The organism is Candidatus Pelagibacter sp. HIMB109 (assembly GCF_052048155.1).
In the GTDB taxonomy this organism is placed as follows: domain Bacteria; phylum Pseudomonadota; class Alphaproteobacteria; order Pelagibacterales; family Pelagibacteraceae; genus HIMB114.
The window spans coordinates 197944-219975 of record NZ_JBNAIK010000001.1; the positions used below are offsets into that span (position 1 = coordinate 197944).

The 22032-nt window shown below is 29.9% G+C and carries 29 protein-coding genes and 1 tRNA gene; 19 read left to right on the plus strand and 11 right to left on the minus strand.

What is annotated here, in order from left to right:
• Positions 1 to 15: 15 nt before the first annotated feature.
• Positions 16 to 1572 (plus strand): bifunctional phosphoribosylaminoimidazolecarboxamide formyltransferase/IMP cyclohydrolase, encoded by a 1557-nt coding sequence (gene purH, locus ACTTAQ_RS01220; protein WP_440694828.1) that lies wholly within the window; start codon positions 16 to 18, stop codon positions 1570 to 1572.
• On the opposite strand, the gene ACTTAQ_RS01225 is transcribed toward purH, so the two are convergent.
• From ACTTAQ_RS01225 to ACTTAQ_RS01235, 3 genes are all read right to left on the minus strand, one after another.
• Complete coding sequence (locus ACTTAQ_RS01225; RefSeq protein WP_440694829.1) at positions 1562 to 1903, minus strand: 4a-hydroxytetrahydrobiopterin dehydratase; 342 nt, start codon at positions 1901 to 1903, stop codon at positions 1562 to 1564. The two genes, purH and ACTTAQ_RS01225, sit on opposite strands and share 11 nt — an antisense overlap.
• Positions 1903 to 2796 carry an alpha/beta hydrolase gene (locus ACTTAQ_RS01230; protein WP_440694831.1) on the minus strand — a complete coding sequence of 298 codons (894 nt, stop codon included), beginning with the start codon at positions 2794 to 2796 and terminating at the stop codon, positions 1903 to 1905. The genes ACTTAQ_RS01225 and ACTTAQ_RS01230 overlap by 1 nt, the downstream gene beginning before the upstream one ends.
• A 5-nt stretch (positions 2797 to 2801) precedes the next feature.
• Positions 2802 to 2876, minus strand: a tRNA-Gly gene (locus ACTTAQ_RS01235).
• A gap of 54 nt (positions 2877 to 2930) precedes the next feature.
• On the opposite strand from ACTTAQ_RS01235, the gene ACTTAQ_RS01240 reads away from it, so the two are divergent.
• Together ACTTAQ_RS01240 and ACTTAQ_RS01245 are read left to right on the plus strand one after the other, a co-directional pair.
• Positions 2931 to 3587 carry an LON peptidase substrate-binding domain-containing protein gene (locus ACTTAQ_RS01240; protein ID WP_440694833.1) on the plus strand — a complete coding sequence of 219 codons (657 nt, stop codon included), beginning with the start codon at positions 2931 to 2933 and terminating at the stop codon, positions 3585 to 3587.
• Positions 3587 to 3757: a Trm112 family protein gene (locus tag ACTTAQ_RS01245; protein ID WP_440694835.1), complete on the plus strand. Its 171-nt coding sequence runs from the start codon at positions 3587 to 3589 to the stop codon at positions 3755 to 3757. The genes ACTTAQ_RS01240 and ACTTAQ_RS01245 overlap by 1 nt, the downstream gene beginning before the upstream one ends.
• Here the strand turns inward: ACTTAQ_RS01245 and rho are convergent.
• The gene (gene rho / locus ACTTAQ_RS01250) at positions 3754 to 5022 is read right to left on the minus strand and encodes a transcription termination factor Rho (protein ID WP_009373109.1); all 1269 of its coding nucleotides are present in this window, start codon (positions 5020 to 5022) and stop codon (positions 3754 to 3756) included. The two genes, ACTTAQ_RS01245 and rho, sit on opposite strands and share 4 nt — an antisense overlap.
• Positions 5023 to 5374: 352 nt before the next feature.
• On the opposite strand from rho, the gene ACTTAQ_RS01255 reads away from it, so the two are divergent.
• From ACTTAQ_RS01255 to dnaQ, 5 genes are read left to right on the plus strand one after another with little or no spacing between them, the layout of a single operon-like run.
• Entirely contained in the window at positions 5375 to 6199 is an 825-nt protein-coding gene (locus ACTTAQ_RS01255) for a pyruvate, water dikinase regulatory protein (protein WP_440694838.1), read from the plus strand.
• A complete protein-coding gene (locus tag ACTTAQ_RS01260; protein WP_440694840.1) occupies positions 6192 to 6779 on the plus strand; it encodes a Maf family protein in 588 nt (195 codons plus the stop codon). Before ACTTAQ_RS01255 ends, ACTTAQ_RS01260 begins: the two co-directional genes overlap by 8 nt.
• Positions 6776 to 7567, plus strand: a complete 792-nt coding sequence (gene aroE, locus ACTTAQ_RS01265; protein ID WP_440694842.1) for a shikimate dehydrogenase — start codon at positions 6776 to 6778, stop codon at positions 7565 to 7567. The genes ACTTAQ_RS01260 and aroE overlap by 4 nt, the downstream gene beginning before the upstream one ends.
• A complete protein-coding gene (gene coaE / locus ACTTAQ_RS01270; RefSeq protein ID WP_440694844.1) occupies positions 7560 to 8132 on the plus strand; it encodes a dephospho-CoA kinase in 573 nt (190 codons plus the stop codon). Before aroE ends, coaE begins: the two co-directional genes overlap by 8 nt.
• Entirely contained in the window at positions 8129 to 8800 is a 672-nt protein-coding gene (gene dnaQ / locus ACTTAQ_RS01275; RefSeq protein ID WP_440694846.1) for a DNA polymerase III subunit epsilon, read from the plus strand. Before coaE ends, dnaQ begins: the two co-directional genes overlap by 4 nt.
• On the opposite strand, the gene ACTTAQ_RS01280 is transcribed toward dnaQ, so the two are convergent.
• Both ACTTAQ_RS01280 and ACTTAQ_RS01285 read right to left on the minus strand, forming a co-directional pair.
• Complete coding sequence (locus ACTTAQ_RS01280; protein WP_440694848.1) at positions 8793 to 9236, minus strand: protein-export chaperone SecB; 444 nt, start codon at positions 9234 to 9236, stop codon at positions 8793 to 8795. The genes dnaQ and ACTTAQ_RS01280 overlap by 8 nt on opposite strands.
• Positions 9220 to 9642, minus strand: coding sequence for an FxsA family protein (locus tag ACTTAQ_RS01285; protein WP_440694850.1), 423 nt, complete (start codon positions 9640 to 9642; stop codon positions 9220 to 9222). Before ACTTAQ_RS01285 ends, ACTTAQ_RS01280 begins: the two co-directional genes overlap by 17 nt.
• Before the next feature lie 38 nt (positions 9643 to 9680).
• On the opposite strand from ACTTAQ_RS01285, the gene ACTTAQ_RS01290 reads away from it, so the two are divergent.
• Together ACTTAQ_RS01290 and ACTTAQ_RS01295 are read left to right on the plus strand one after the other, a co-directional pair.
• The gene (locus tag ACTTAQ_RS01290) at positions 9681 to 10295 is read left to right on the plus strand and encodes a Tim44/TimA family putative adaptor protein (RefSeq protein WP_440694852.1); all 615 of its coding nucleotides are present in this window, start codon (positions 9681 to 9683) and stop codon (positions 10293 to 10295) included.
• The gene (locus ACTTAQ_RS01295) at positions 10273 to 10707 is read left to right on the plus strand and encodes a Smr/MutS family protein (protein WP_440694854.1); all 435 of its coding nucleotides are present in this window, start codon (positions 10273 to 10275) and stop codon (positions 10705 to 10707) included. The genes ACTTAQ_RS01290 and ACTTAQ_RS01295 overlap by 23 nt, the downstream gene beginning before the upstream one ends.
• On the opposite strand, the gene hslU is transcribed toward ACTTAQ_RS01295, so the two are convergent.
• Both hslU and hslV read right to left on the minus strand, forming a co-directional pair.
• Positions 10702 to 12003 carry an ATP-dependent protease ATPase subunit HslU gene (gene hslU, locus ACTTAQ_RS01300; protein WP_440694987.1) on the minus strand — a complete coding sequence of 434 codons (1302 nt, stop codon included), beginning with the start codon at positions 12001 to 12003 and terminating at the stop codon, positions 10702 to 10704. The genes ACTTAQ_RS01295 and hslU overlap by 6 nt on opposite strands.
• A gap of 17 nt (positions 12004 to 12020) precedes the next feature.
• Positions 12021 to 12572 carry an ATP-dependent protease subunit HslV gene (gene hslV / locus ACTTAQ_RS01305; protein WP_440694856.1) on the minus strand — a complete coding sequence of 184 codons (552 nt, stop codon included), beginning with the start codon at positions 12570 to 12572 and terminating at the stop codon, positions 12021 to 12023.
• A gap of 79 nt (positions 12573 to 12651) precedes the next feature.
• Here hslV and hisB point away from each other — a divergent pair, with 79 nt between their 5' ends.
• The 7 genes from hisB to ACTTAQ_RS01340 are packed head-to-tail and all read left to right on the plus strand — an operon-like array spanning position 12652 to position 16535.
• Positions 12652 to 13239 carry an imidazoleglycerol-phosphate dehydratase HisB gene (gene hisB, locus ACTTAQ_RS01310; protein WP_440694858.1) on the plus strand — a complete coding sequence of 196 codons (588 nt, stop codon included), beginning with the start codon at positions 12652 to 12654 and terminating at the stop codon, positions 13237 to 13239.
• 6 nt (positions 13240 to 13245) lie between these two features.
• Positions 13246 to 13881: an imidazole glycerol phosphate synthase subunit HisH gene (hisH, locus tag ACTTAQ_RS01315; RefSeq protein WP_440694860.1), complete on the plus strand. Its 636-nt coding sequence runs from the start codon at positions 13246 to 13248 to the stop codon at positions 13879 to 13881.
• The gene (hisA, locus tag ACTTAQ_RS01320) at positions 13881 to 14597 is read left to right on the plus strand and encodes a 1-(5-phosphoribosyl)-5-[(5-phosphoribosylamino)methylideneamino]imidazole-4-carboxamide isomerase (protein WP_440694862.1); all 717 of its coding nucleotides are present in this window, start codon (positions 13881 to 13883) and stop codon (positions 14595 to 14597) included. Before hisH ends, hisA begins: the two co-directional genes overlap by 1 nt.
• Positions 14590 to 15348 carry an imidazole glycerol phosphate synthase subunit HisF gene (hisF, locus tag ACTTAQ_RS01325; protein ID WP_440694864.1) on the plus strand — a complete coding sequence of 253 codons (759 nt, stop codon included), beginning with the start codon at positions 14590 to 14592 and terminating at the stop codon, positions 15346 to 15348. Before hisA ends, hisF begins: the two co-directional genes overlap by 8 nt.
• Position 15349: 1 nt before the next feature.
• The gene (gene hisE / locus ACTTAQ_RS01330; protein ID WP_440694866.1) at positions 15350 to 15661 is read left to right on the plus strand and encodes a phosphoribosyl-ATP diphosphatase; all 312 of its coding nucleotides are present in this window, start codon (positions 15350 to 15352) and stop codon (positions 15659 to 15661) included.
• Entirely contained in the window at positions 15658 to 16035 is a 378-nt protein-coding gene (locus ACTTAQ_RS01335; protein WP_440694868.1) for a histidine triad nucleotide-binding protein, read from the plus strand. Before hisE ends, ACTTAQ_RS01335 begins: the two co-directional genes overlap by 4 nt.
• 2 nt (positions 16036 to 16037) lie before the next feature.
• Entirely contained in the window at positions 16038 to 16535 is a 498-nt protein-coding gene (locus tag ACTTAQ_RS01340) for a GNAT family N-acetyltransferase (protein ID WP_440694870.1), read from the plus strand.
• Here ACTTAQ_RS01340 and ACTTAQ_RS01345 read toward each other — a convergent pair.
• Together ACTTAQ_RS01345 and ACTTAQ_RS01350 are read right to left on the minus strand one after the other, a co-directional pair.
• The gene (locus ACTTAQ_RS01345) at positions 16532 to 17095 is read right to left on the minus strand and encodes a LolA family protein (RefSeq protein ID WP_440694872.1); all 564 of its coding nucleotides are present in this window, start codon (positions 17093 to 17095) and stop codon (positions 16532 to 16534) included. The genes ACTTAQ_RS01340 and ACTTAQ_RS01345 overlap by 4 nt on opposite strands.
• On the minus strand, positions 17095 to 19227 hold the full coding sequence (locus ACTTAQ_RS01350) for a DNA translocase FtsK 4TM domain-containing protein (RefSeq protein WP_440694874.1): 2133 nt from the start codon (positions 19225 to 19227) through the stop codon (positions 17095 to 17097). Before ACTTAQ_RS01350 ends, ACTTAQ_RS01345 begins: the two co-directional genes overlap by 1 nt.
• 62 nt (positions 19228 to 19289) lie before the next feature.
• Here ACTTAQ_RS01350 and ACTTAQ_RS01355 point away from each other — a divergent pair, with 62 nt between their 5' ends.
• Positions 19290 to 20381 (plus strand): hypothetical protein, encoded by a 1092-nt coding sequence (locus tag ACTTAQ_RS01355; protein ID WP_440694876.1) that lies wholly within the window; start codon positions 19290 to 19292, stop codon positions 20379 to 20381.
• Here the strand turns inward: ACTTAQ_RS01355 and ACTTAQ_RS01360 are convergent.
• Positions 20370 to 20636 carry a methylated-DNA--[protein]-cysteine S-methyltransferase gene (locus ACTTAQ_RS01360; protein ID WP_009373087.1) on the minus strand — a complete coding sequence of 89 codons (267 nt, stop codon included), beginning with the start codon at positions 20634 to 20636 and terminating at the stop codon, positions 20370 to 20372. The genes ACTTAQ_RS01355 and ACTTAQ_RS01360 overlap by 12 nt on opposite strands.
• 18 nt (positions 20637 to 20654) lie before the next feature.
• On the opposite strand from ACTTAQ_RS01360, the gene mnmE reads away from it, so the two are divergent.
• Entirely contained in the window at positions 20655 to 21992 is a 1338-nt protein-coding gene (gene mnmE / locus ACTTAQ_RS01365) for a tRNA uridine-5-carboxymethylaminomethyl(34) synthesis GTPase MnmE (RefSeq protein ID WP_440694878.1), read from the plus strand.
• Positions 21993 to 22032 lie beyond the last annotated feature (40 nt).

Here is a 22032-nt window from a genome sequence, read left to right on the forward strand (position 1 = left end):
ATAAGAAAACATCCAATGAATAAAATTACTAAAGCTTTAATTTCAGTTTCAGACAAAACAAACCTTGAGGCCGTTCTTGGTGCTTTAAAAAAGCACAATGTTGAAATTATAAGTACAGGTGGAACCTTTAAGTTCATAACAGATAAGGGTTTTGAATGCACTGAAATTTCTCAATACACCGGTTCACCTGAAATATTAGAAGGCAGAGTTAAAACACTTCATCCTAAAATACACGGTGGCTTGTTAGGAGATATTGATAAAAAAAATCATCAAGATCAAATGAAAGAAAATCAAATTAGTGAAATCAACCTTGTCATTGTTAATCTTTACCCATTTGAAAATAAATTATTAGAAGGCGACGTATCATTTGAAGAAATGATCGAAAATATTGATATCGGAGGTCCATCAATGCTTAGATCATCTTCAAAAAACTTCAAACATGTCACCGTACTACCTTCTCCAAAATACTATGATGAATTTTTAAAAGAATTTGAACAAAATAAAGGTTCGACATCCATAGAGTTTAGAAAAAAAATGTCAGCTATTACATTTAGCGAAACAGCTTATTACGATAGCTTGATATCAAATTGGATGTCAGAGCAAAATGGTATTAAGTTTTTAGATAAAAAAACTATTCCTGGTAAAATTTTACAAAAACTTAGATATGGTGAAAACCCTCATCAAGAAAGTCGAGTATTTGAAATTGTTAATAATAAAAAAGGGTTCTCAAATTTAAATCAAATTCAAGGAAAAGAGCTTAGTCATAATAACTATCTAGACTCATTTAATGCCTACTCACTAGTAAATGACTTTGACAAAAAAAGTAAGGTTTGTGCCATAATTAAGCATAATAACCCTTGTGGGTGTGCTTCAGATACAGATGGACTAAAAGCCTATCTAAATGCCCTCTCAGGTGACCCTACAAGCGCATTTGGAGGGGTTGTGGCGTTCAATTATAACATTGACGAAGGCATTGCTACTGAAATTGTAAAAACCTTCTATGAGGTGATCTTAACACCAAAGGTTAGTGATGAAGCGAAAAAAATATTATCATCAAAGAAAAACCTTAGGGTTTTAGAGTATGAGTTGATAGAAAATAGCCCCTCATTTTCAGTAGCTTTTATGCAAAAGACTTTTCTACTTCAAGATGAGAATTTTTCATCTTTAACAAAAAAAGATTTAAAAATTGTAACCAAAGCAAAACCAACAGAAACAGAAATTGATAATCTTTTGTTTGCAAATCAAGTTTGCAAGCACGTGAAATCAAATGCAATTGTTATTACTAAAGATAATAAAACTCTAGGTGTTGGAGCTGGCCAAACTAGTAGGGTTGGTTCTGCCGAAATTGCATGTAAAAATGCTTTAAAATTTTTTCCAAAAGAAATCGCAGGATCATCTGCGGCTTCAGACGCTTTTTTTCCGTTTGCCGATGGTCTTGAAAATCTTATCCAGGCAGGTGTTAAATCTATAATTCAACCGGGTGGATCTATACGAGATCAAGAAGTTATCGATGCAGCTGACAAAGCTGGCATATCAATGGTGTTTACAGGAGTAAGAAATTTTAAACACTGATTTCGTCGATCTTAGCCGCCAAAACAAAATCACTTTCAGCTAACCCATTTATAGCATGTGTCATAATAATAATATTGGCATATCCCCATCCAAACTTTAGGTCAGGATGATGATTCTCGTCTTCAGCGATTTGTGAAACTTTGTTGATAAAATTTAAACTTGTTTCAAAATTTTTGAACTTGAAATCTTTTGATAAATAGAAATGACCTTTATCATTTTTCATTATATTCCAGTTTTCTACTTGAGTTTTAAATTCATTAATTTGCTCTTCTGTAAAAGCTGGGATCTCACCAGAACACGGTATGCATTTTTTTTTAGATAAATCACTCATTATAAAAATTTTTTAAACCATTCTAAAACTTTTTTTGGTTGTTCTTCTTGTAAATAATGACCACAATCTAATCCCTCTCCTTGAACTTTTTGATCACTATAATTCTGCCAAACATTTAGCACATCCCCCCAAACTTTTCCAGTATCACTTCTGTTACCCCATAGTATAAAAATTGGGCATTTAATTTTATTATTTTTTTCAAAATCTTCATTATCATGATCAAGATCACAAGATGGTGAGGCTCTATAATCTTCACATGACGCTCTGATAGTTTTATAATTAAAGCACCTGACATACTCATCAAATGTCTCCTTACAAAACTCTAAAGTTGCGCCTCTTTTAGATAATTTTTTTTCCATATAATATTTTGCTGGAACAGATGATAACAATTTCTCTGGCAAATCATAAGGCTGCATCATTAGTAACCAATGCCATTTTGACATTGCCCAATTTTTCTTTTGTACAGTCCAAATGTGTCTGTTTGGCATAATATCAAATATTCCAACTTTTTTTATTTTTTCTGGAAAATCTAAACACATTCTATGTGAGGTTCTGGCTCCTCTATCGTGACCAACTAATTTAAATTCATCAAAACCTAATTTTTTCATTAAAGATATTTGATCACTTGCCATTGCTCTGAATGAATAATTTATATGATTATCTCCACCCTCTTCTGGACCAATGCTTTCACCATAACCTCTAAGATCAGAGGCAACTACATAAAATTTATCTTTTAGATCATCAACTATCTTGTGCCACGTGATATGTGACATGGGATTGCCGTGTAATAATAATAACGGCTCACCTTTGCCTCCATGTCTACAAACTATCTCTGCTTTTCCAAAACCTTGGTCTTCAACAGTAATTGTTTCCTTTTTAAATCCTGAGAACATTTTTTTGGAGCGGGTGAAGGGAATTGAACCCACGACCTAAACGTTGGCAACGTTTCGCTCTACCACTGAGCTACACCCGCTTTTATATTTTTTTTAAATTATTATTTATGTTAAAGTTTTTCAATAGATAAATAATGAAAAAAAAATTTAACATATCAGATTTACCGACTGAAATACCAATTTTCCCATTAAGTAATGCAATTTTTTTTCCCAAAACCCTTTTACCTCTAAATATATTTGAACCAAGGTACAAACAAATGACAGAACATGCAATTGATGGCAATAATTTAATAGGAATGGTTCAATCAAATTTAAAAAAAGATTTAGATGGAAAGCCAGAAGTCTATTCTGTTGGGTGCGTTGGTTACATAGAATACCATTCCTCGACGCCTGACGGTCGTTACTTGATTAACCTTAAAGGCATCACTAGATTTAAAATTAAAAATGAAATTAATACAAATAACTTGTATAGAAAATTCATAGTTGACTATGAAGATTTTACAAAAGACTTTGGTGAAGAGGAAAAGATCAATATAAATACTATAGATTTAATTGATAAAACAAAAAAGCTTTTTGAGAAGCATCAATTAATTACGGACTGGAAAATAGTTGAAAAAGTAGAGCCTTCCCAGTTAATTAACTCACTGGCAATGATATGTCCTTTTACAATTAGCGAAAAACAGAGATTGCTAGAAACGATAGATATTAAAGATAGAAATGATGTTCTTAATCAAATTATTAATTTTTATATTTTAGGAAATAATAATGACGAAAATAGGAATATTCATTAATGGAATTTGATAAAGATTTATTAAAAACAATTGTTTGTCCTCAGTCAAAAGAAAAATTAATTTACGATGAAAAAAACAATTGTTTAATTGCCAAAACTTCTAAGCTTGCTTATCCAATAAAAAATGGAATTCCTATAATGTTAATAGAAGAGGCTAAAAAAATCGATTAACCTTTATTCATAGAGTCAAAAAATTCTCCATTATTTTTTGTCTCTCTTAATTTACCTATTAAAAATTCTATAGCATCCATAGATCCCATAGGATTAATAATTCTTCTTAGCACGTTCATCTTAGATAGTTCATCTTTTTCAAACAACAATTCTTCTTTTCTCGTGCCAGATTTGGCAACATCAATTGCTGGGTAAGTTCTTTTATCTGCAACTTTTCTATCAAGAACCACTTCTGAGTTACCTGTTCCTTTAAATTCTTCAAAAATAACTTCATCCATTCTTGAGCCTGTTTCAATCAAAGCAGTTGAGATTATAGTTAAGGAACCACCTTCTTCGATGTTTCTAGCGGCACCAAAAAATCTTTTAGGTCTTTGAAGTGCATTTGCATCAACACCACCAGTTAAAACTTTACCTGAACTTGGAACAACAGCGTTATATGCTCTGCCCAATCTTGTTATTGAATCTAGCAATATAACAACATCCTTTTTATGTTCACAAAGTCTTTTTGCTTTCTCTATCACCATTTCAGCAACTTGAACGTGTCGTTGAGCTGGTTCATCAAATGTAGAACTTACAACTTCACCATTAACTGTTCTTTGCATATCTGTAACTTCTTCTGGTCTTTCATCAATTAGCAATACTATTAAATATATCTCTGGATGATTTGCGGTTATTGAATTCGCAATATTTTGTAAAATTACTGTTTTCCCTGTTCTTGGTGGGGCAACTATTAGAGATCTTTGCCCTTTTCCGATTGGCGAAACCAAATCAATAACTCTAGCGGTTACGTCTGTCTTTTTTTCTATCTTTGTTTTTTCAATTTCTAACTTAATTTTTTCATCTGGATATAATGGCGTTAAGTTATCAAAGTTAATTTTATGTTTAGTTTTTTCAGGATCTTCAAAATTAATCTTATTAACCTTTAATAATGCAAAATATCTTTCTTGATCTTTTGGAGCTCTAATTTCTCCTTCAACGGTGTCTCCCTTTCTAAGACCAAATCTTCTTATTTGACTTGGGCTTACATAAATATCGTCAGGCCCAGGCAAGTAATTTGACTCCATGGCTCTTAAAAAACCAAACCCATCTTGTAAAGTTTCTAACACACCTGTAGCAGTTATTTGCTCTCCCTTTTCAGCAAGTTTTTTTAATATTGCAAATAATATTTCTTGTTTTCTAAGCGTGCTTGGATTTTCAATACCGAGCTTTTCAGCTTCTGAAATTAGATCAGCAGGTGATTTATCTTTAAGTTCTTGTAAATTCATAATGGAAAATTTTATTGTGGTGAAATGTTTTTATAACTAATTTTTTAATAATTTGCAATATCTGATAAACAATTAAACAATAATATAATAATTATATTTATATAAGTTAGTTTTATTATTAGGTAATGTTTATAACGGGGTTAATTATTTAATAACTAGATATACATATTTATAAACAATATAGATATTAAAATTAAGGGAATTTTATACTTACTCACTTAATTCAATATAATCGGATATAAAAATTTAAGTCTAATAATTTATTGTTAAAATTGTAACGTTTATAGATAAAATTTAAATTTTTTTAACTCTATTGATATAAAGTTGTTATAAAATCTTTATAAACATATTTATGAACAAAACTTTCAACTTTTTCTTAGTTTCAGATTCTACAGGAGAAACTCTTGATAGAATTTATTTAGCATTAAAAGCTCAGTTTCCAGACAATAATTATAAAATTCATCATTTTGCTTTCATGAGAACAACTACTCAAACGGCAACATTAATTGAAGCATGTAAAAAAGCGGAAAACCCCATTATTCTTTATACACTTGTAGAAAAACAAACCACAAATCATATCATTAACGAATGCAAAACATTTAACATTCCATGTTTTGGCCTATTAGACTATTTGATTCCAGAGTTTGAAAAAATTTTTAATCAGAAAGCCACTCTTAAACCAAGCGGGCAACATCAATTAAATAAAGAATATTATAAAAAAATAGAAGCAATGCAATTTACACTGCAACATGATGATGGACAAAGATTAGATACAGCCGTAGACGCAGATATTATAATTTTTGGAGTAAGCAGAACTAGTAAAACCCCAACTTCTATTTATTTAGGTGAAAGAGGTTATAAGGTTTCTAATATACCACTTGTTCTTCATCAAATTTTACCCGAAGATATTTATAAATCAAAAGCTGTAAAGGTTGGTTTAACAATTGATCCAAAAAGACTTTCAGATGTAAGAAAAACAAGAATTACAATTTTGAATGATAAAAAATCGTCAACTTATGCTGATATGAGTAATATTGAAAAAGAAATAGATGAAGCAAAAAAATTGTTTAATTCGAAAAAAATACCAATGATTGACGTAACAAGAAAATCTGTAGAAGAAAGTGCTGCTTCAATTATTAAAATTTTTGAAATTGAAAAACAAAAAATTAATGATTAATAAGTTAATTTTAGCCTCTAATAGTGGAATTAGATTTACAATTTTAAAAAACAATAACTACGATGTGAAACAATATTCATCCGGTGTGGATGAAGATGAAATTAAATTATCATTAATTTATAATGGCGCCACCCCATTACAAATTGCGAAAAACTTAGCTGAACTTAAGGCAAATAGAGTAAGTTCTAAGTTTTTAAATGACGTTGTAATTGGCGCAGACCAAACTTTAGATCTGAATGGAAAAAATATTGATAAACCAAAAAATTTAGAAGATGCCAAAAATATTTTACATAACCTAAATAATCAAACCCATATGCTTCATTCAGCAATTTGTGTATCTAGAGCGGGTAGCATGATTTCTCACTTTCACGATACATGCCTTTTAAAAATGAAGAAATTATCTGATAAAGAAATATCAAATTATTTAGAAAAAATTAAATTAGAAACCATGTTAAAATATGGAGTATATCAAATCGAAGGCCCAGGAAAAAATTTGTTTGAAAAAATTGATGGTGATATTGATTCAATTCAAGGATTGCCAATGAAACAACTTAAACCTTATCTTGATAAACTATCGTGAAAAAACTTTGTGTAATAGGAAACCCAATAGAACATTCACTATCCCCAAAAATTCACAATATTTGGATAAAGCAAAATAAGTTAGATTTTATCTATGAAAAAAAATTATTAGAAAAAGAAGACTTACAAAAAATTATCAAAGAATTAAAAGATGATAACCTTTTTGGTTGTAATGTCACTGTTCCATTTAAACAAAATATTATAGAATTTGTAGACGAGTTATCTTCGGTTTCGCTTAAAACTAATTCTGTTAACACGTTGTATAAATCAGGAAGTAAAATTATTGGTCACAATACTGATGTCATGGGTTTCCAAAAATCTTTAGAGGATTTAAAATTTAATTTTAAAAATAAATCAGCTTTTTTAATAGGAGCAGGTGGTGTATCACCATCAATAATAGAAGCGTTAAATAATTTGGGCATTGGTAAAATTATTGTAACTAATAGATCAGAAGATAAATTAAACAAACTATCTGATTTATATGAAAATTTAGAAATTATTGGCTGGGAAAAGATAAAGAATGCCGATGTTTATATAAATGCGACAAGTGTAGGATTAAACAAAAACGATAAATTAAATTTGGATTTATCTGATATTAAGAATAAATTATTTTATGATGTGATTTATAATCCTAAAAAAACAAATTTTTTGGAAGAAGCGGAAAAAAATAATAATAGGATTGCAAACGGAAAAATGATGTTTTTATACCAAGCACAAGCATCATTTAAAATATGGACTGGTGTCGAGCCCGTTATTACTGATGAGGTTATAAAAACTTTAAATGATTAGAATTGCAGTCTTGGGCGATATTGGATCAGGCAAGTCTTTCTTTGCTAAACAATTGAATATACCTTTATTTAATGCCGATAATACTGTTTTTGACTTATACAAAAGTAGTAGAGATTTGTATGCTAAACTAAAAAAATCATTTCCAAAATATATTTCTGAATTTCCAATTGATAAAGATGATTTAGTAAAAATTATAAATCAAAACCCAACTAATTTAAAAAAAATTATAAAAATTGTGCACCCATTAGTACGAAAGGAAATGAATAAATTTTTAAAAAAAAATAAAAATAAAAAAGCTGTTGTTTTAGATATACCTTTGTTTTTAGAAAATAAATTAAATTTAAATACAGATATTTTAGTCTTTATAGATCCTACAAAAAATAAAATGATGACTAAATTAAAAAAAAGAAAAAATTTTAATTTAAAAATATATACACTACTAAAATCAGCACAATTACCTTTGGATTTAAAAAAAGAAAAAGCAGACTTTGTGGTTAAAAATAATTTTAATAGTGCAAAGATTAAAAAAGACGCTAAAAATTTAATAGATAAGGTAATTATATGAAAGAGGTTTTATTAGATACAGAAACAACAGGTTTATCATCAGTAAATGATAAAATTATAGAAATTGCTTGTATAGAAATCGAAGACCATATCCCTACAGGTGAAAAGTTTCATGTTTTTTTAAACCCAGAAATGGAAATATCCCAAGGTGCTTATGACACTCATGGTATTTCAAAAGAATTTTTAAAGGATAAGCCAAAATTTAATGATGTAGCTAAAGATTTTATAAAATTTATAGATGGCAAAAAGCTAGTGATCCACAATGCTGAGTTTGATTTGGCTTTTTTAAATAAAGAACTTAAAGAAGTCGGTGAGAAACAAATCTCAAAAGATAATATCGTTGATACTCTTAACGTTGCTAGAGAGAAGTTTCCTGGAGCACAAAATAGCCTTGACGCGCTGTGTAAACGTTTCAAGATCGATAATTCAAGAAGACAAAAACATTCCGCTCTTTTAGACTGTGAATTATTGGCTAAAGTTTACATAGAACTATTTGAAAAGAAAGAACCCACTTTTGAGTTCGATTTAGACGCACAAGATGAATCTATTAAAAATGTTAAAAGTATAAAAGATCGAAAACAAATTATAGTTCAAATTACGGATGAGGAAAAAAGATTACACAAAGAATTTCTTCAAAAAGAATTGCCAAAATCGTCTATGCTTAATTAGCAAATTGCTGTTTATATAATTCTTCAAAATTAATTGTTTTATTAAAATTAAAACTTTTAAAACCAGATTTTTGAAACAGTGAAGTAACGATATCTTTCATATATTCAAAATGTTCACTTGGTATTGAAACTAAAATAGTTTTTTTAACTTCATCTGCTGTCATCTTTGAATCAGTTAGTTTGAAAACAATTGATATACATACTTCCGCATGAATTTTGTTTTGAATATTTTCAGGGGCTTCTAGCAAAAATTTACAATTCAATTCAATTAAATTATTTTTGTAAGGATTGCTGTTTAAATCTAGTTTAGTGGCATATGAGCCAAGATTTTGTGCGGCGTCGACGAAACTATCAGGTGAAGGAATTTCAAACGAAATATCTTTAATATATTTAGCAACTATTTCGTATTTTTTTTGATCATTATTTGTCTTGTTCATTAATTTCCTCCGCTTCTATTTCTATCGTGTTTACATCATGGTTATTCGATTTATTTAAATTTTCTTCGTTAACAAATATCTTTAAAATTATATTTCTAGTAAAAGGTATGAGCAGTAAAACCCCAATGGTGTCTGTAAAAAAACCAGGGATAATTAAAAATAGAGCAGCTATAATCAAACAAAAACCACTTAGTATTTCTTTAAATGGAGTTTGATCATTTCTTATACTGTTTACAGCTGAATATAATGTTGAGATTCCTTGCAGTTTAACAAAATATAGGCCGGCAGCTGCAGTCAATAAAGTTGCTAGTATGGTATTGAAAGCTCCAATAACAGCACCTATCTTAATCATGAAATATATTTCAATTAATGGAACAATTATTAAAAATAGTATTGTAAATTGCATTTATTATTGAAATAATTACTTTTTAAGAAATTACAAGAATGAGCGAAAATTTTGGATATATTGACATAATACTTCTCGCAATAATGGCGGGATTTATTTTATTGAGATTAAGAAGCACATTAGGCAAAGGAGCTGACAATATGCCTATGAAAGCAAGATTTACCCAAGCCCAATCTAATGAAGAGTTTACCAAACCTATTATTGAAGATGAAATAAAACAAGACACAACAAAATTTGATGAAAAAATTTTTATAAAAGGAGCAGAAGCAGCTTATGAAATCATAATTAATGCTTTTGCTAAAGGAGATCGAAAGGCTTTAAAACCTTTGCTTACGAAAGATTTATATAAAAACTTTGAAGGTGTGATTAAAGAAAGAGAGAGTAAAAAAATCACTTCTCAGATGTCGTTCATTGGAATTAAAGAGACTAAAATATTAGATATTGATAACAAAGATACTTTTTACAAAGTAAAAACAAAGTTTGTAAGTGAAATTGTAAATTGTTTAAAGAGTGATAAAGGTGAAATAATTGAAGGAAACCCAGAAGAAATCAAATTAGTTACAGATGTTTGGGTATTCGAAAAAGATTTAAAAAATAATGATCCAACTTGGTATTTAACAGAGTTATCAAGTGAAGAAGAAACCAAACATTAAGCCAACAGAAGAAGACCTTAAAGATTGGCAATCTTTTATAGAAAATATTAATAGTATAGAAGATAAAGACGCTCCTCTCGACAATTCAATTATAGAAAAAAATAATGATAGATTATTTGATATTCGAAAAGATCTTCATGGTCTTAAAATGCACGAAGCCCTAGACGTTGTATCTAATACTATAAACGATGCAATTGAGAGAAAAGTTAGAAAGATATTATTTATTACAGGAAAGGGCCTTCACTCTAATAAAGAACAAGATCCATATGCTTCTAAGGATTTAAGCTTACTTAGATATGCTGTTCCCGAACATATCGAAAATAATTTTTCTGATCATGTTATTAATATTGAACAAAGTCCAATCAAACTTGGTGGGTCAGGATCGATAATTGTGTTTTTAAAAAAATTATAAAATAAATTTTGATAAATCTTTATCTTTAGCAATATCACCTAAATGTTTATCAACATAAGCTTTATTAATTAAAACTTTTTCACCACTTTTATCTGGCGCTTCAAAACTGATATCATCTAAAATTTTCTCTAAAATTGTATGAAGTCTTCTTGCTCCAATATTCTCGATTGTAGAGTTGATATGAGTAGAAATTTCTGCGATGGCTTCTATTGCATCATCTGTAAATTCAAGTGTTACTTTTTCAGTTCCAAGTAGTGCAGTATATTGCTTAATTAAACTGTTATCAGGTTCTTTTAAAATTTTAATAAAATCTTCTTTAGTTAATGCATTAAGCTCTACTCTAATTGGAAGCCTTCCTTGTAATTCTGGTAATAGATCAGAAGGCTTAGCTAATTGAAATGCACCAGAAGCGATAAAAAGAATATGATCAGTTTTTATAGGGCCGTGTTTAGTGTTTACTGTTGTCCCTTCAATTAATGGAAGTAAATCTCTTTGTACTCCTTCTCTTGAAACATCAGCTCCAGATCTACCATCTGATCTTGCAGAAACTTTATCGATCTCATCAAGAAAAACAATTCCGTTATTTTCAGCTGCAAATTTTGCTTCTTTTAAAACCTGATCGTTATCCATTAATTTGTCAGACTCTTCTTCAATAAGGTAATCGTACGATTCTTTAACAGTCATTTTTTTCTTTTTCTTCTTAGTTATGCCTTTTCCAAAAATATCTCCAATGCTTACCATTCCAACGCTACCCTGCATTCCTGGAATATCAAAAGATGGCATTTGGGGACTGTCTTGAACAGAAATTTCAATCTCGTTGTTATCTAAATCACCTGCCCTTAATCTTTTTCTGTAACTTTCTTTAGTTGCACTACTAGCATTTTTACCAACTAGTACTTCAAGCACTCTTTCCTCAGCAGACATTTGAGCTTTGGCTAAAACTTCTTTTCGTTTTCTTTCTTTTACTAATGCAATTGAAATTTCAATTAAATCTCTGATAATTTGCTCGACATCCTTACCAACGTATCCGACTTCCGTAAATTTTGTTGCCTCTACTTTGATAAACGGTGCCTCAGCTAATTTAGATAATCTTCTTGAAATTTCAGTTTTACCAACACCAGTTGGCCCAATCATTAAAATGTTTTTTGGCAAAACTTCTTCACGAATTTCTTCAGGTAATTCTTGTCTTCTCCATCTATTTCTCAAAGCTATAGCAACGGCTCTTTTTGCTTCTGATTGGCCAATTACAAATCGGTCAAGTTCAGAGACAATTTCTCTAGGTGAGAATGAAACGATTTTTTGATTTTCTTCCATTAAAGTTTTTCGGTTGTAATATTGTGATTTGTGAAAACACAAATGTCAGCTGCGATCTCTATAGATTTTTTTGCAATCTCTTCGGCTGTTTTTTTAGGATCATCAATCATTGCTCTAGCAGCAGCTAAAGCATAATTTCCACCAGATCCAATTGCAATAATACCGTGCTCTGGTTCTAAAACATCTCCATTACCACTAATAATAAAACTACTTTCTTTATCGGCTACGGCCATCAAAGCTTCTAATCTTCTTAAATATTTATCTGATCTCCAGTCTTTAGCCAATTCAACAGCAGCTCTAGTTAATTGACCACCATGTTTTTCTAATTTTGCTTCTAATCTTTCAAATAATGTAAACGCATCCGCAGTTGATCCGGCAAATCCTGCAATGACATCTCTTTTTTCTATTTTACGAACTTTCTTAGCTGTACTTTTCATCACAGTATTGCCAATACTTACTTGTCCGTCACCTGCAACAACAACATCGTTTCCTTTTCTTATGAGAACGATCGTTGTTCCGTGCCAATCTAGCCTGTCTTTATTTTGCTCCATTTTCAATATATGTGGTTATTATTCTTTTATCTTCAAGGTGTTAATTTAATTCTTAATGAGGTAAATACTTCAGTAAAGTATGAGAAAAGGTTCAATTAAAAGAGAAACAAAAGAAACTTCAATTAATGTTGAAGTAAACTTAGATGGTACTGGTCAGTCTAAGATTAATACAGGCATTGGTTTTCTTGATCACATGATGGAACAAATTGCCAAACATTCTCTTATAGACATAAATCTAGAGGCTAAAGGCGATTTACACATTGATCTTCATCATACAACAGAAGACAGTGGGATAGCTTTTGGAGAAGCTTTGAAAAAAGCTCTGGGTGATAAAAAAGGTATTAAAAGGTATTCAAGTGCGACCATACCAATGGATGAAACATTAAGTCGTGTTTCTTTGGATTTATCAAATCGCCCTTATTTAGTTTGGAAAGTAAAACTTGCTGTAGAAAAACTTGGCGAGATGGATACTGAATTATTTAAAGAATGGTATCACGCATTCTCACAAAGCGCAGGTATCACTTTGCATGTTGAAAATATTTACGGTGATAATTCTCACCACATTATAGAGTCTTGTTATAAAGGTTTAGCTAGGGCTTTAAGAGAAGCTGTCACAGTCGATTCTAGAGCTGAAAATATTATACCATCGACCAAAGGTACTATTTAGCAATTAATGAAAATAGCTATCTTTGACTATGAGTCTGGCAATTTAAAGTCGGTCTCAAAAGCAGTTGAACTAGCTTCAAATAATATTTTTAATAAATCTGATGTTAAAATTATTAATTCAGCAAATGAATTAAAAAACTTTGATAAAATAGTGCTACCCGGTCAAGGATCATTTAAACAATGCTATCAATCTCTTTTATCAATAGATGGCATTGTAGACGAGCTAACCAGCGCTGTTTTAGAAAAACAAAAACCAATTTTGGGTATTTGTGTTGGTATGCAATTATTTTCTTCATTTGGAGAAGAGGATGGAGGAAGTAAAGGCTTTGATTGGATAAAAGGTAAAGTAAACAAAATTAACTTAACAGATAAGAATTTGAAATTACCCCATATGGGGTGGAATAATATTAGCATTAATCAAAAATCAAAATTATTTTCAGGAATTGAAAATGAAAGCCATTTTTATTTTGTTCATAGCTTTGCCTTTGACGTTGAAAATGACCAATTTATTTCTGCTACAACTAATTATTCAACTGCAATTGTATCAGCAGTTGAAAAGGATAATATTTTTGGGACTCAATTTCACCCAGAAAAAAGTCAGGCAAATGGTATAAAAATATTAGAAAATTTTGTTAAATTATAATGATTATTTATCCAGCTATAGATCTTCAAGACGGAAAGTGTGTAAGATTAACCAAGGGTGATTTTGAACAACAAACAGTTTATTCAAGGTCTCCTATTGAACAAGCTAAAGCTTTTGAGGATAAAGGCTTTGAATTTTTGCATGTAGTTGATCTTGACCGTACAATTCACAAAGAAAAATCTAATTTAAAAACAATTAAAGAAATTATTCAAAGCACTGGTTTAAAAGTTCAAGTTGGTGGTGGATTGAGGACAAAAGATACTGTTGAAGAAATAATTGATCTTGGAGTTGAGAATGCAGTGATGGGAACCGCTGCAGTAAATGATCCAGATTTATTAATTGAAATATCTCAAAAGTATAAAAATAAAATTTCAGTAGGCCTTGATGTTAGAGATAAAATGATTGCTTTAAAAGGATGGAAAGATCAAACAGAAATTTCATGTTTTGATTTCTTAGAAACTATTAAAAATCTTCCTTTAAAAAGCATTATTTTTACTGACATTAATAAAGATGGAATGAAACAAGGAATTAATATTGAAGATACACTTAAGATGGCTGAGAGTTCAAAAATCCCGGTAACAGCATCTGGCGGGGTATCAAGTATTGATGATATTAAGCTGATCAAGTCACAAAAAAAAATCTCAGGTGTTGTTGTTGGAAAAGCAATTTATGATGGCTTAATTGATCTAAATGAATTGGTAAAATTTAATGCTTAAAAAAAGAATTATACCCTGTTTAGACGTCAAAGATGGAAGAGTTGTTAAGGGTATTAATTTTGTTGATCTTGTTGATGCAGGAGATCCTGTAGAACAAGCTTCAGTTTATAACAAAAACGGTGCTGATGAGATCTGTTTTTTAGATATTACAGCATCAAGTGATAAAAGAGATATTTTATTAGATACGGTAAAAAAAACGGCCGAGTGTTGTTTTGTGCCTTTAACGGTTGGTGGTGGTGTAAGATCAATTCAAGATATTAGAAAACTTTTACTAGCTGGTGCAGATAAAGTTTCTATTAATACAGCAGCAATTAAAAATCCTGAGCTAATAAAAGAAAGTTCAAATAAATTTGGTTCACAATGTATTGTTGTTGCGATCGACGCAAAAAAAACTGCACAAGACAAATGGACCGTGTTTACTCATGGTGGAAGAGAAGCAACAGAGCTTGATGCAGTAGAGTTTGCTAAATTAGCAGAAAAAAATGGCGCAGGAGAAATTCTTTTAACCTCTATGGACAGAGATGGAACCAAGGAGGGTTATGATATTGAATTAACAAAAAAAATATCAAGTAGTTTAAATATTCCAGTTATAGCTTCAGGTGGAGTTGGTAACCTTCAGCATTTAAAAGATGGTATTTTAGATGGTGGTGCAAGTGCAGTATTGGCTGCCTCCATATTTCACTTTGGAAAATATTCAATTCAAGAGGCAAAAGAGTATTTAAAAAAAGAAAATGTTCCTGTAAGATTATAGGATGTTTGAAGTCTTAGAAGGTTTAATTAAAACAATACGAGAAAGAAAAAACTCATCAGAACATGAGTCTTATACAAAAAAATTATTAGATAATAACAGCCTTTGCCGCGAGAAAGTCATGGAGGAAATCAAAGAACTTATCGATGCACTAAATGAGAATAAAAATGAAGTGCACGAGGCAGCTGATGTTATGTATCATATTCTTGTTTTGTTAGAGGCAAACAATGTGAAAGTCGAAGATGTAATGAATGAATTAAAGAAAAGAGAAGGTGTGTCTGGCCTTGTAGAAAAAGCTAACAGAAAAAAACAATGAGTTACGATACAAATAATATCTTTGCAAAAATATTAAGAGGTGAAATTCCTTGTGATAAAGTATTTGAAAATGATCATGCTTTAGCATTCAATGATATTAGTCCGCAGGCTAAGGTACATGTTTTGGTTATTCCAAAAGGTGCTTACACAGATGTTGACGATTTTTCTAAAAATGCATCTAAAGATGAAATCGCTTCATTAATGCAAGCTGTAGCTGAGGTTTGTAAAACTACTAAAGTATCTTTGACTGAAGGTGGAAATGGGTTTAGGTTAATTGCAAATACAGGACCAGATGGCAGTCAAGAGGTGCCTCACTTTCATTATCATGTTATGGGTGGTGAACCAATGGGTCTAAGAGGTTTAAGAAAAGTTTAGTAGTGAATATTCAAAGGTATTTTTTAGAAACAAACTCTAAATTAGATTTAATCCCTGCAGAATGTGGAATAGCAAATTTAAAAATCGAAGAGAGTGAAAAAAAAGACCCTCAGTTTTGCAAATTTTTATATCAAAAAATTGGAGAAGATTTCTATTGGAAAGATAGATTGGCCTGGTCCTTAAAAGAATGGGAGAATTATCTAAATCAATCTAAATTAAAGTTTTGTGTAGCTAAAGTTGGTGAAGATGTAGCTGGATTTTATGAGTACTTAAACCATGAAGATATAAAAGAAGTAGAGATATCTTATTTTGGAATTTTTAAAGAATACTTTGGAAAAGGACTTGGCGGTTATTTATTAACTCATGCTTTAAGATCTGGATGGAATCATAAGCCTAATCGTATATGGGTCCACACTTGTACCTTGGATCATCCTCACGCCTTAAGAAATTATATAGCAAGGGGCATGAATATTTTTAAAAAAGAAAAAGTAAGAGTTTAAAAACCGTAACTTGGTAAAATAAATTTCTCATTAAATTCAGTATTTATTTTAGGATTTATAATAGTAAATTTCACAGGTTCCTGATTATAGCTGATGGTCTCCCACCCTTTTAAAAGTTTTGTTTTTTTATTAAAAAATATTTTCACAAATACACCTTCATCTGTATTAATCTCGTAAAAATAATTATCATTTTGAGATCCTATTTTTGATTGATCAATAGATTTGAGATTTTCCAAGATTTTATTTTTATTTAGTACAATATTAAAAGCAGAGTTTTTTATTGGGTATCTATAAGATCTCTTAAATTTATGTTTAATAATATATAAGCTATTATTTTTTACATAAATTTCTTTTCCTTCTTCACCACTATAAATGCATTTTAAATTACCGGGAAAGAGCAAGTAGCATTCACCCTTTTCATTTAAATTATTAGATTTCTGTTCAAATGAGAAAATGAGATTATTGGTTTCGTTTAGTTTTTTTGCAATATCATCAGTAATATTTGAAAAAGAATTAAATGGATAAAATATTATTAAAAATAAAATAATGAAAAATCTCATTACGGTAAAATTTCACGTTTACCAGTATGATTTGCAGGACTTATAATTTTTGCTTCTTCCATTTGATCAATAATTCTTGCAGCTCTATTGTATCCAATTTGTAATTTTCTTTGTAAAAAACTGGTTGAAGCTTTGCCTTCATTTTTTATTAACTCAACTGCTTGATTAAAAAGCTCATCTTTATCAGATGAATCTAGTCCACCCTCAGATACATTGTCATTATCCTCAACTTTAGTAATATCATCAATATAGGTTGGTGATCCTTGTGATCTTAAAAAGGTACTTACTTTTTCAATCTCGGAGTCTGAAACAAAAGGCCCATGAATTCTTATCATTCTGCTTGCTGACGACATGAATAACATATCTCCTTTTCCTAATAGTTGTTCAGCTCCTTGTTCACCTAAAATAGTACGGCTATCTATTTTTGATGTCACTTGGAATGAAATTCGAGTTGGAAAATTAGCCTTAATTGTACCAGTAATCACATCAACACTTGGTCTTTGAGTGGCCATAATAATATGAATACCTGCAGCCCGAGCCATTTGTGCAAGACGTTGAATATAATTTTCAACTTGCTTTCCAGATACCATCATCAAATCTGCCATCTCATCAACAACAACAATGATGTAAGGCATAACTTTTTTACCTTCTTTTTTTACTTTCTCATTAAACCCTGAAATATTTCTGACTCCTTCTTCGGTCATTTTTCTGTAACGCGTTTCCATTTCTCTTACAGTCCATTTCAATGCTGAAGTTGCTTTTTTGGGTTCAGTAATAACTGGAGATAATAAATGAGGAATACCTTGATAAACCGATAATTCTAACATTTTAGGATCAATTAAAATAAGTTTACATGTTTCAGGAGTATGTCGATAAAGTACAGACAAAATTAATGTATTGATACAAACTGATTTTCCAGATCCAGTTGTTCCAGCGATAAGTAAGTGAGGCATACTTACTAGGTCACCAACAATTGGGTACCCTGCAATAGTTTTTCCTAAAGTAATTGGAATATTGATATTTGGATTTGCAAATTCTTTGCTTTCGATAATTTGTCTATAATTTACAGGATCAATTTCTTTATTTGGTATTTCTATACCTATCGTATTTTTTCCAGGGACGGGAGCTATTCTCGTAGATATTGAGCTAGTGCTTCTTGCGATGTCATCAGTAAGATTTACAATTTTAGAAGTTTTAATTCCTGCAGCAGGTTCAAATTCATAGAGAGTAACAACTGGACCTGGACTTACTTTTTTAATTTTACCCATAATGCCAAAGTCTAAAAGTGTGCTTTCTAAAAATTTAGATAATTCTTTATGGTCATCCGTTAAAGCATCAGAATTCTTATTACTTTTTGACTGGTTCAAATAATCAGTTGGTGGCAGTTTGTATTCTCCAGACTTAAATGAAAAATTCTCTTTTGTATCCAAGGGAAGACTTGCCTGTGTCTCCATCGGTTTTGGTTTAAAGCTTTTATTAATTGTAGGAATTAATTCTTCAGGTTCTTCTTGAACAACAGGTTGATCAATTGTTCCTGCCTTTTTAAATATTATTTTTAAAAATTTAATAGGCGCTATTAAAATTAAACCAATTTTTTTTAAAACACTCACCCATTCTGAAAAATTTAAACCTAAACTTAATATAAAAAAAATTGTTCCAACAGTTAAAGATGAATAAGCAATAATTGAATTAAAGGTATAAAAATCCAAAGGAATAAAACTAATAAGGTAACCACCTAAAAATCCCCCATTACCATTGTCAGGTAACCAAAAACTTTGATCAAATAATATTTTTAGGCCAAGTGAAAAAAACGAAAGGTAAATAACGATAAATAAAAATTTGAAAGTAATACTAGATACAGACTTTTGTATAATGATTAACCAACTCCAAATAAAAAAATTTACAAAAAGCAAAAAACAAGAAAGGCCAAAAGCCTGTAATAAAAAGTCTGATATATAAAAACTATAATTTAACAAAATCAAATCTTCAGTTTTGCCTGGCGTAATCAGTGTAGCGTTTTCTGGTGAGTAAGTTGCAACTGAATAAAGATAAAATATAGAAAATGTTAATATAACAAGACCTGAGACTTCAATAAGTCTTAGTTTTAAAAAATTTAGTACTTTTTGTAGCATATTTAAAATTTAACGAATCAACCTTTGTTACTTTTTAACATTTTTTATAAGATTGATAAAAAATGGATAAAAAAATTATTCAAAAAATTGGTATTATTGGTGATGGTTTAACAGGCAATCTTGTTGCACTTGCCTTATTTAGACTGGGTTATCCTGTGGAGCTAGTTGGAAAAAAAGGTTTAATGCCTAAGCCTTCTGTTGCCTCGATATCTATCTCAAATGATAGTTTTAACTTTTTAAAAAAGTTAAAATTAAAAAATTTGGAAAAAATTAGTAATCCTATCAATTCAATTAAGTTATATGAAAACCATAAAGATTATTTAGATCCAGATAGTATTTTCTATAACAAAACAAAAAAAATTCCTTTGAGTTATATTGTTTTAAAAGACAAACTTTATGATGAGCTTTCTGGAGAAATTAAAAATCTAAAAATTAAAAAAGTTTTTTCACCTAACAAATACGCCCTAACTATTAATACTGTTTATAATGATACAAAGAAAAAAGATTTAAGTTGGGACTATAAAGAAGATGCTTTTACTTTTATCATTAAACATGAAAAACTTTTAAATAACTGCTCAAGACAATTTTTTTTAAATGATGGTCCCCTAGCCTTTTTACCCATAAATCAAAATAACACCTCACTTGTGTGGTCATTATCTAAAAATTCTGAAATGAGAAAAATAGTTAATTCAAAATTATCTTTGGAGAAGTATCTAAATTCTAATTTTTTGATTTATAAAAATGTTAAATTGAATTCAAAAATTGAAAGTTTTTCCTTAAAATTTAATTTTTTAACATGTGGAATTGAACCCAGAAAGATTAACATAGGAGATATAAGTCATCGTATTCATCCAATTGCTGGCCAAGGATGGAATATGACGGTGAGAGATATCAAGCAACTTTATGATGTCTATCAAAATAAGAAAAAATATGGTTATGATTTTGGAGACTTTTCATTGCTCGAGGAATATGAGAAAAAAACAAAAATTAATAATTTTATCTTTGCATCTTCAATTGATTTAATAAGAAGAATTTTCAAATTCAATAATAACCAAATATCAAATTTAAGAAAAAGTGGTTTTAGGCAATTAGATAAATTTCCAGATTTAAAAAATGAAATAATAAAATTTGCTGATGAAGGCTTATCGCTCTGAAGCTAATAATTTTTTTTTCGTCTTAACTCCACCTGGACCTGAATACCCTCCTAACCCACCATCTGAGCGAATTACTCTATGACATGGAATTTTTATAGGATAGGGATTTTTTCCTATTGCATTTGCTACCGCTCTTACCGCTTTTGGTTTTCCAACTGCTTTAGCAACTTCTAAATATGTTTTAGTTTTTCCTTTTGGAATTTTCATTAGGTATTTCCAAACTTTAACTTGAAGTGGAGTTCCTTTTAGTTTCATATTTGATATATTTTTATCATGAATATCTATGCTTTATCAACTCCTCCTGGTGTATCAGGCATAGCTATCATTCGTGTTTCTGGAGATAGCGCTTTACAAATTGCAAATCAAATAACACGGACAGTTATTGATCAACCAAGATCAGCATTACTAAAATCTTTTTATGATCAAGAAGGCGAACTAATAGATGAAGGAATTTTAATTTGGTATCCAGAAGGTCAAAGCTATACGGGTCAGCATTTAATTGAAATTCACACACACGGAAGTAAAGCAGTTATTAATAAGTTATTAGAGGATTTAGGTGATAGAAAAGATTGTAGATTAGCTGAACCAGGAGAATTCACCAAAACTGCTTATCAAAATAATAGGATAAACCTTTATGAAGCAGAGTCTATTGCAGATCTCTTACAAGCTGAAACAGAAGCACAAAGAATACAAGCCCTTAGACTTAAAAATAGTAGTCCTAAATTTTTAGAGTGGAGAGAAACTATTCTTGATGTTTTAAGTAAGACGGAAGCATCTATAGATTTTTCAGAAGAAGATTTACCAGAAGGAATTCTAAAAAATAATGAAGAAAAAATTAAATCTATCGTTTCTGATATTGATGAAATGTTAGATGAAACTATGGGAGAGATAATTAGAGATGGTTTTAAAATAGCAATAATAGGACCACCAAATGCCGGAAAATCCAGTTTTTTAAATTTATTAGTTAAAAGACAAGCTGCAATAGTTTCAAGTATTAAAGGAACCACAAGAGATATTATCGAGGTTAAATATCATATTAATAATTATCCAGTAATTCTGACGGATACAGCAGGGATAAGGAATACTAAAAATAAAATTGAAAAAACAGGTGTAGAATTGGCTCTTAATGCCAGCATAGAGGCCAATTTAGACATTTTGATACTAGATGGAACTGAAAAGAAAATACCAAAAAATATTCAAAAATTGATTACAGCTAAGACGCTAATTATTCTTAATAAAAAAGATAAAAAAAGTTTTAATGCAAAAAAAATCATCAAAGAATTAAAAGGGTATAAATTTAAAGACTTAATAGAAGTTTCAATTAAAGATAAAACTGGAATTAATAAATTAAATTCAAGATTAAAAAAAATTGTATCTGAAATAGATACTGCACAATCAACAACTTTAATTTCAAGAGCAAGACATAGAGCGCTATTAAAAAAATGCTCAAATAGACTTCATGATTTTCTTAAAATTAGTAAATCAGATGAAGTAGAAAAAGCTGCAGAAGAGCTTAGATTAGCATCGAATAACCTTGGTCATATTGTAGGTTTTATTGGTGTAGAGGAAATATTAGGAAAAATATTTCAAGATTTCTGCATAGGAAAATAGTCGAATCTCTCTTGTAAAAAAATCTCTCAGTAATAGATTC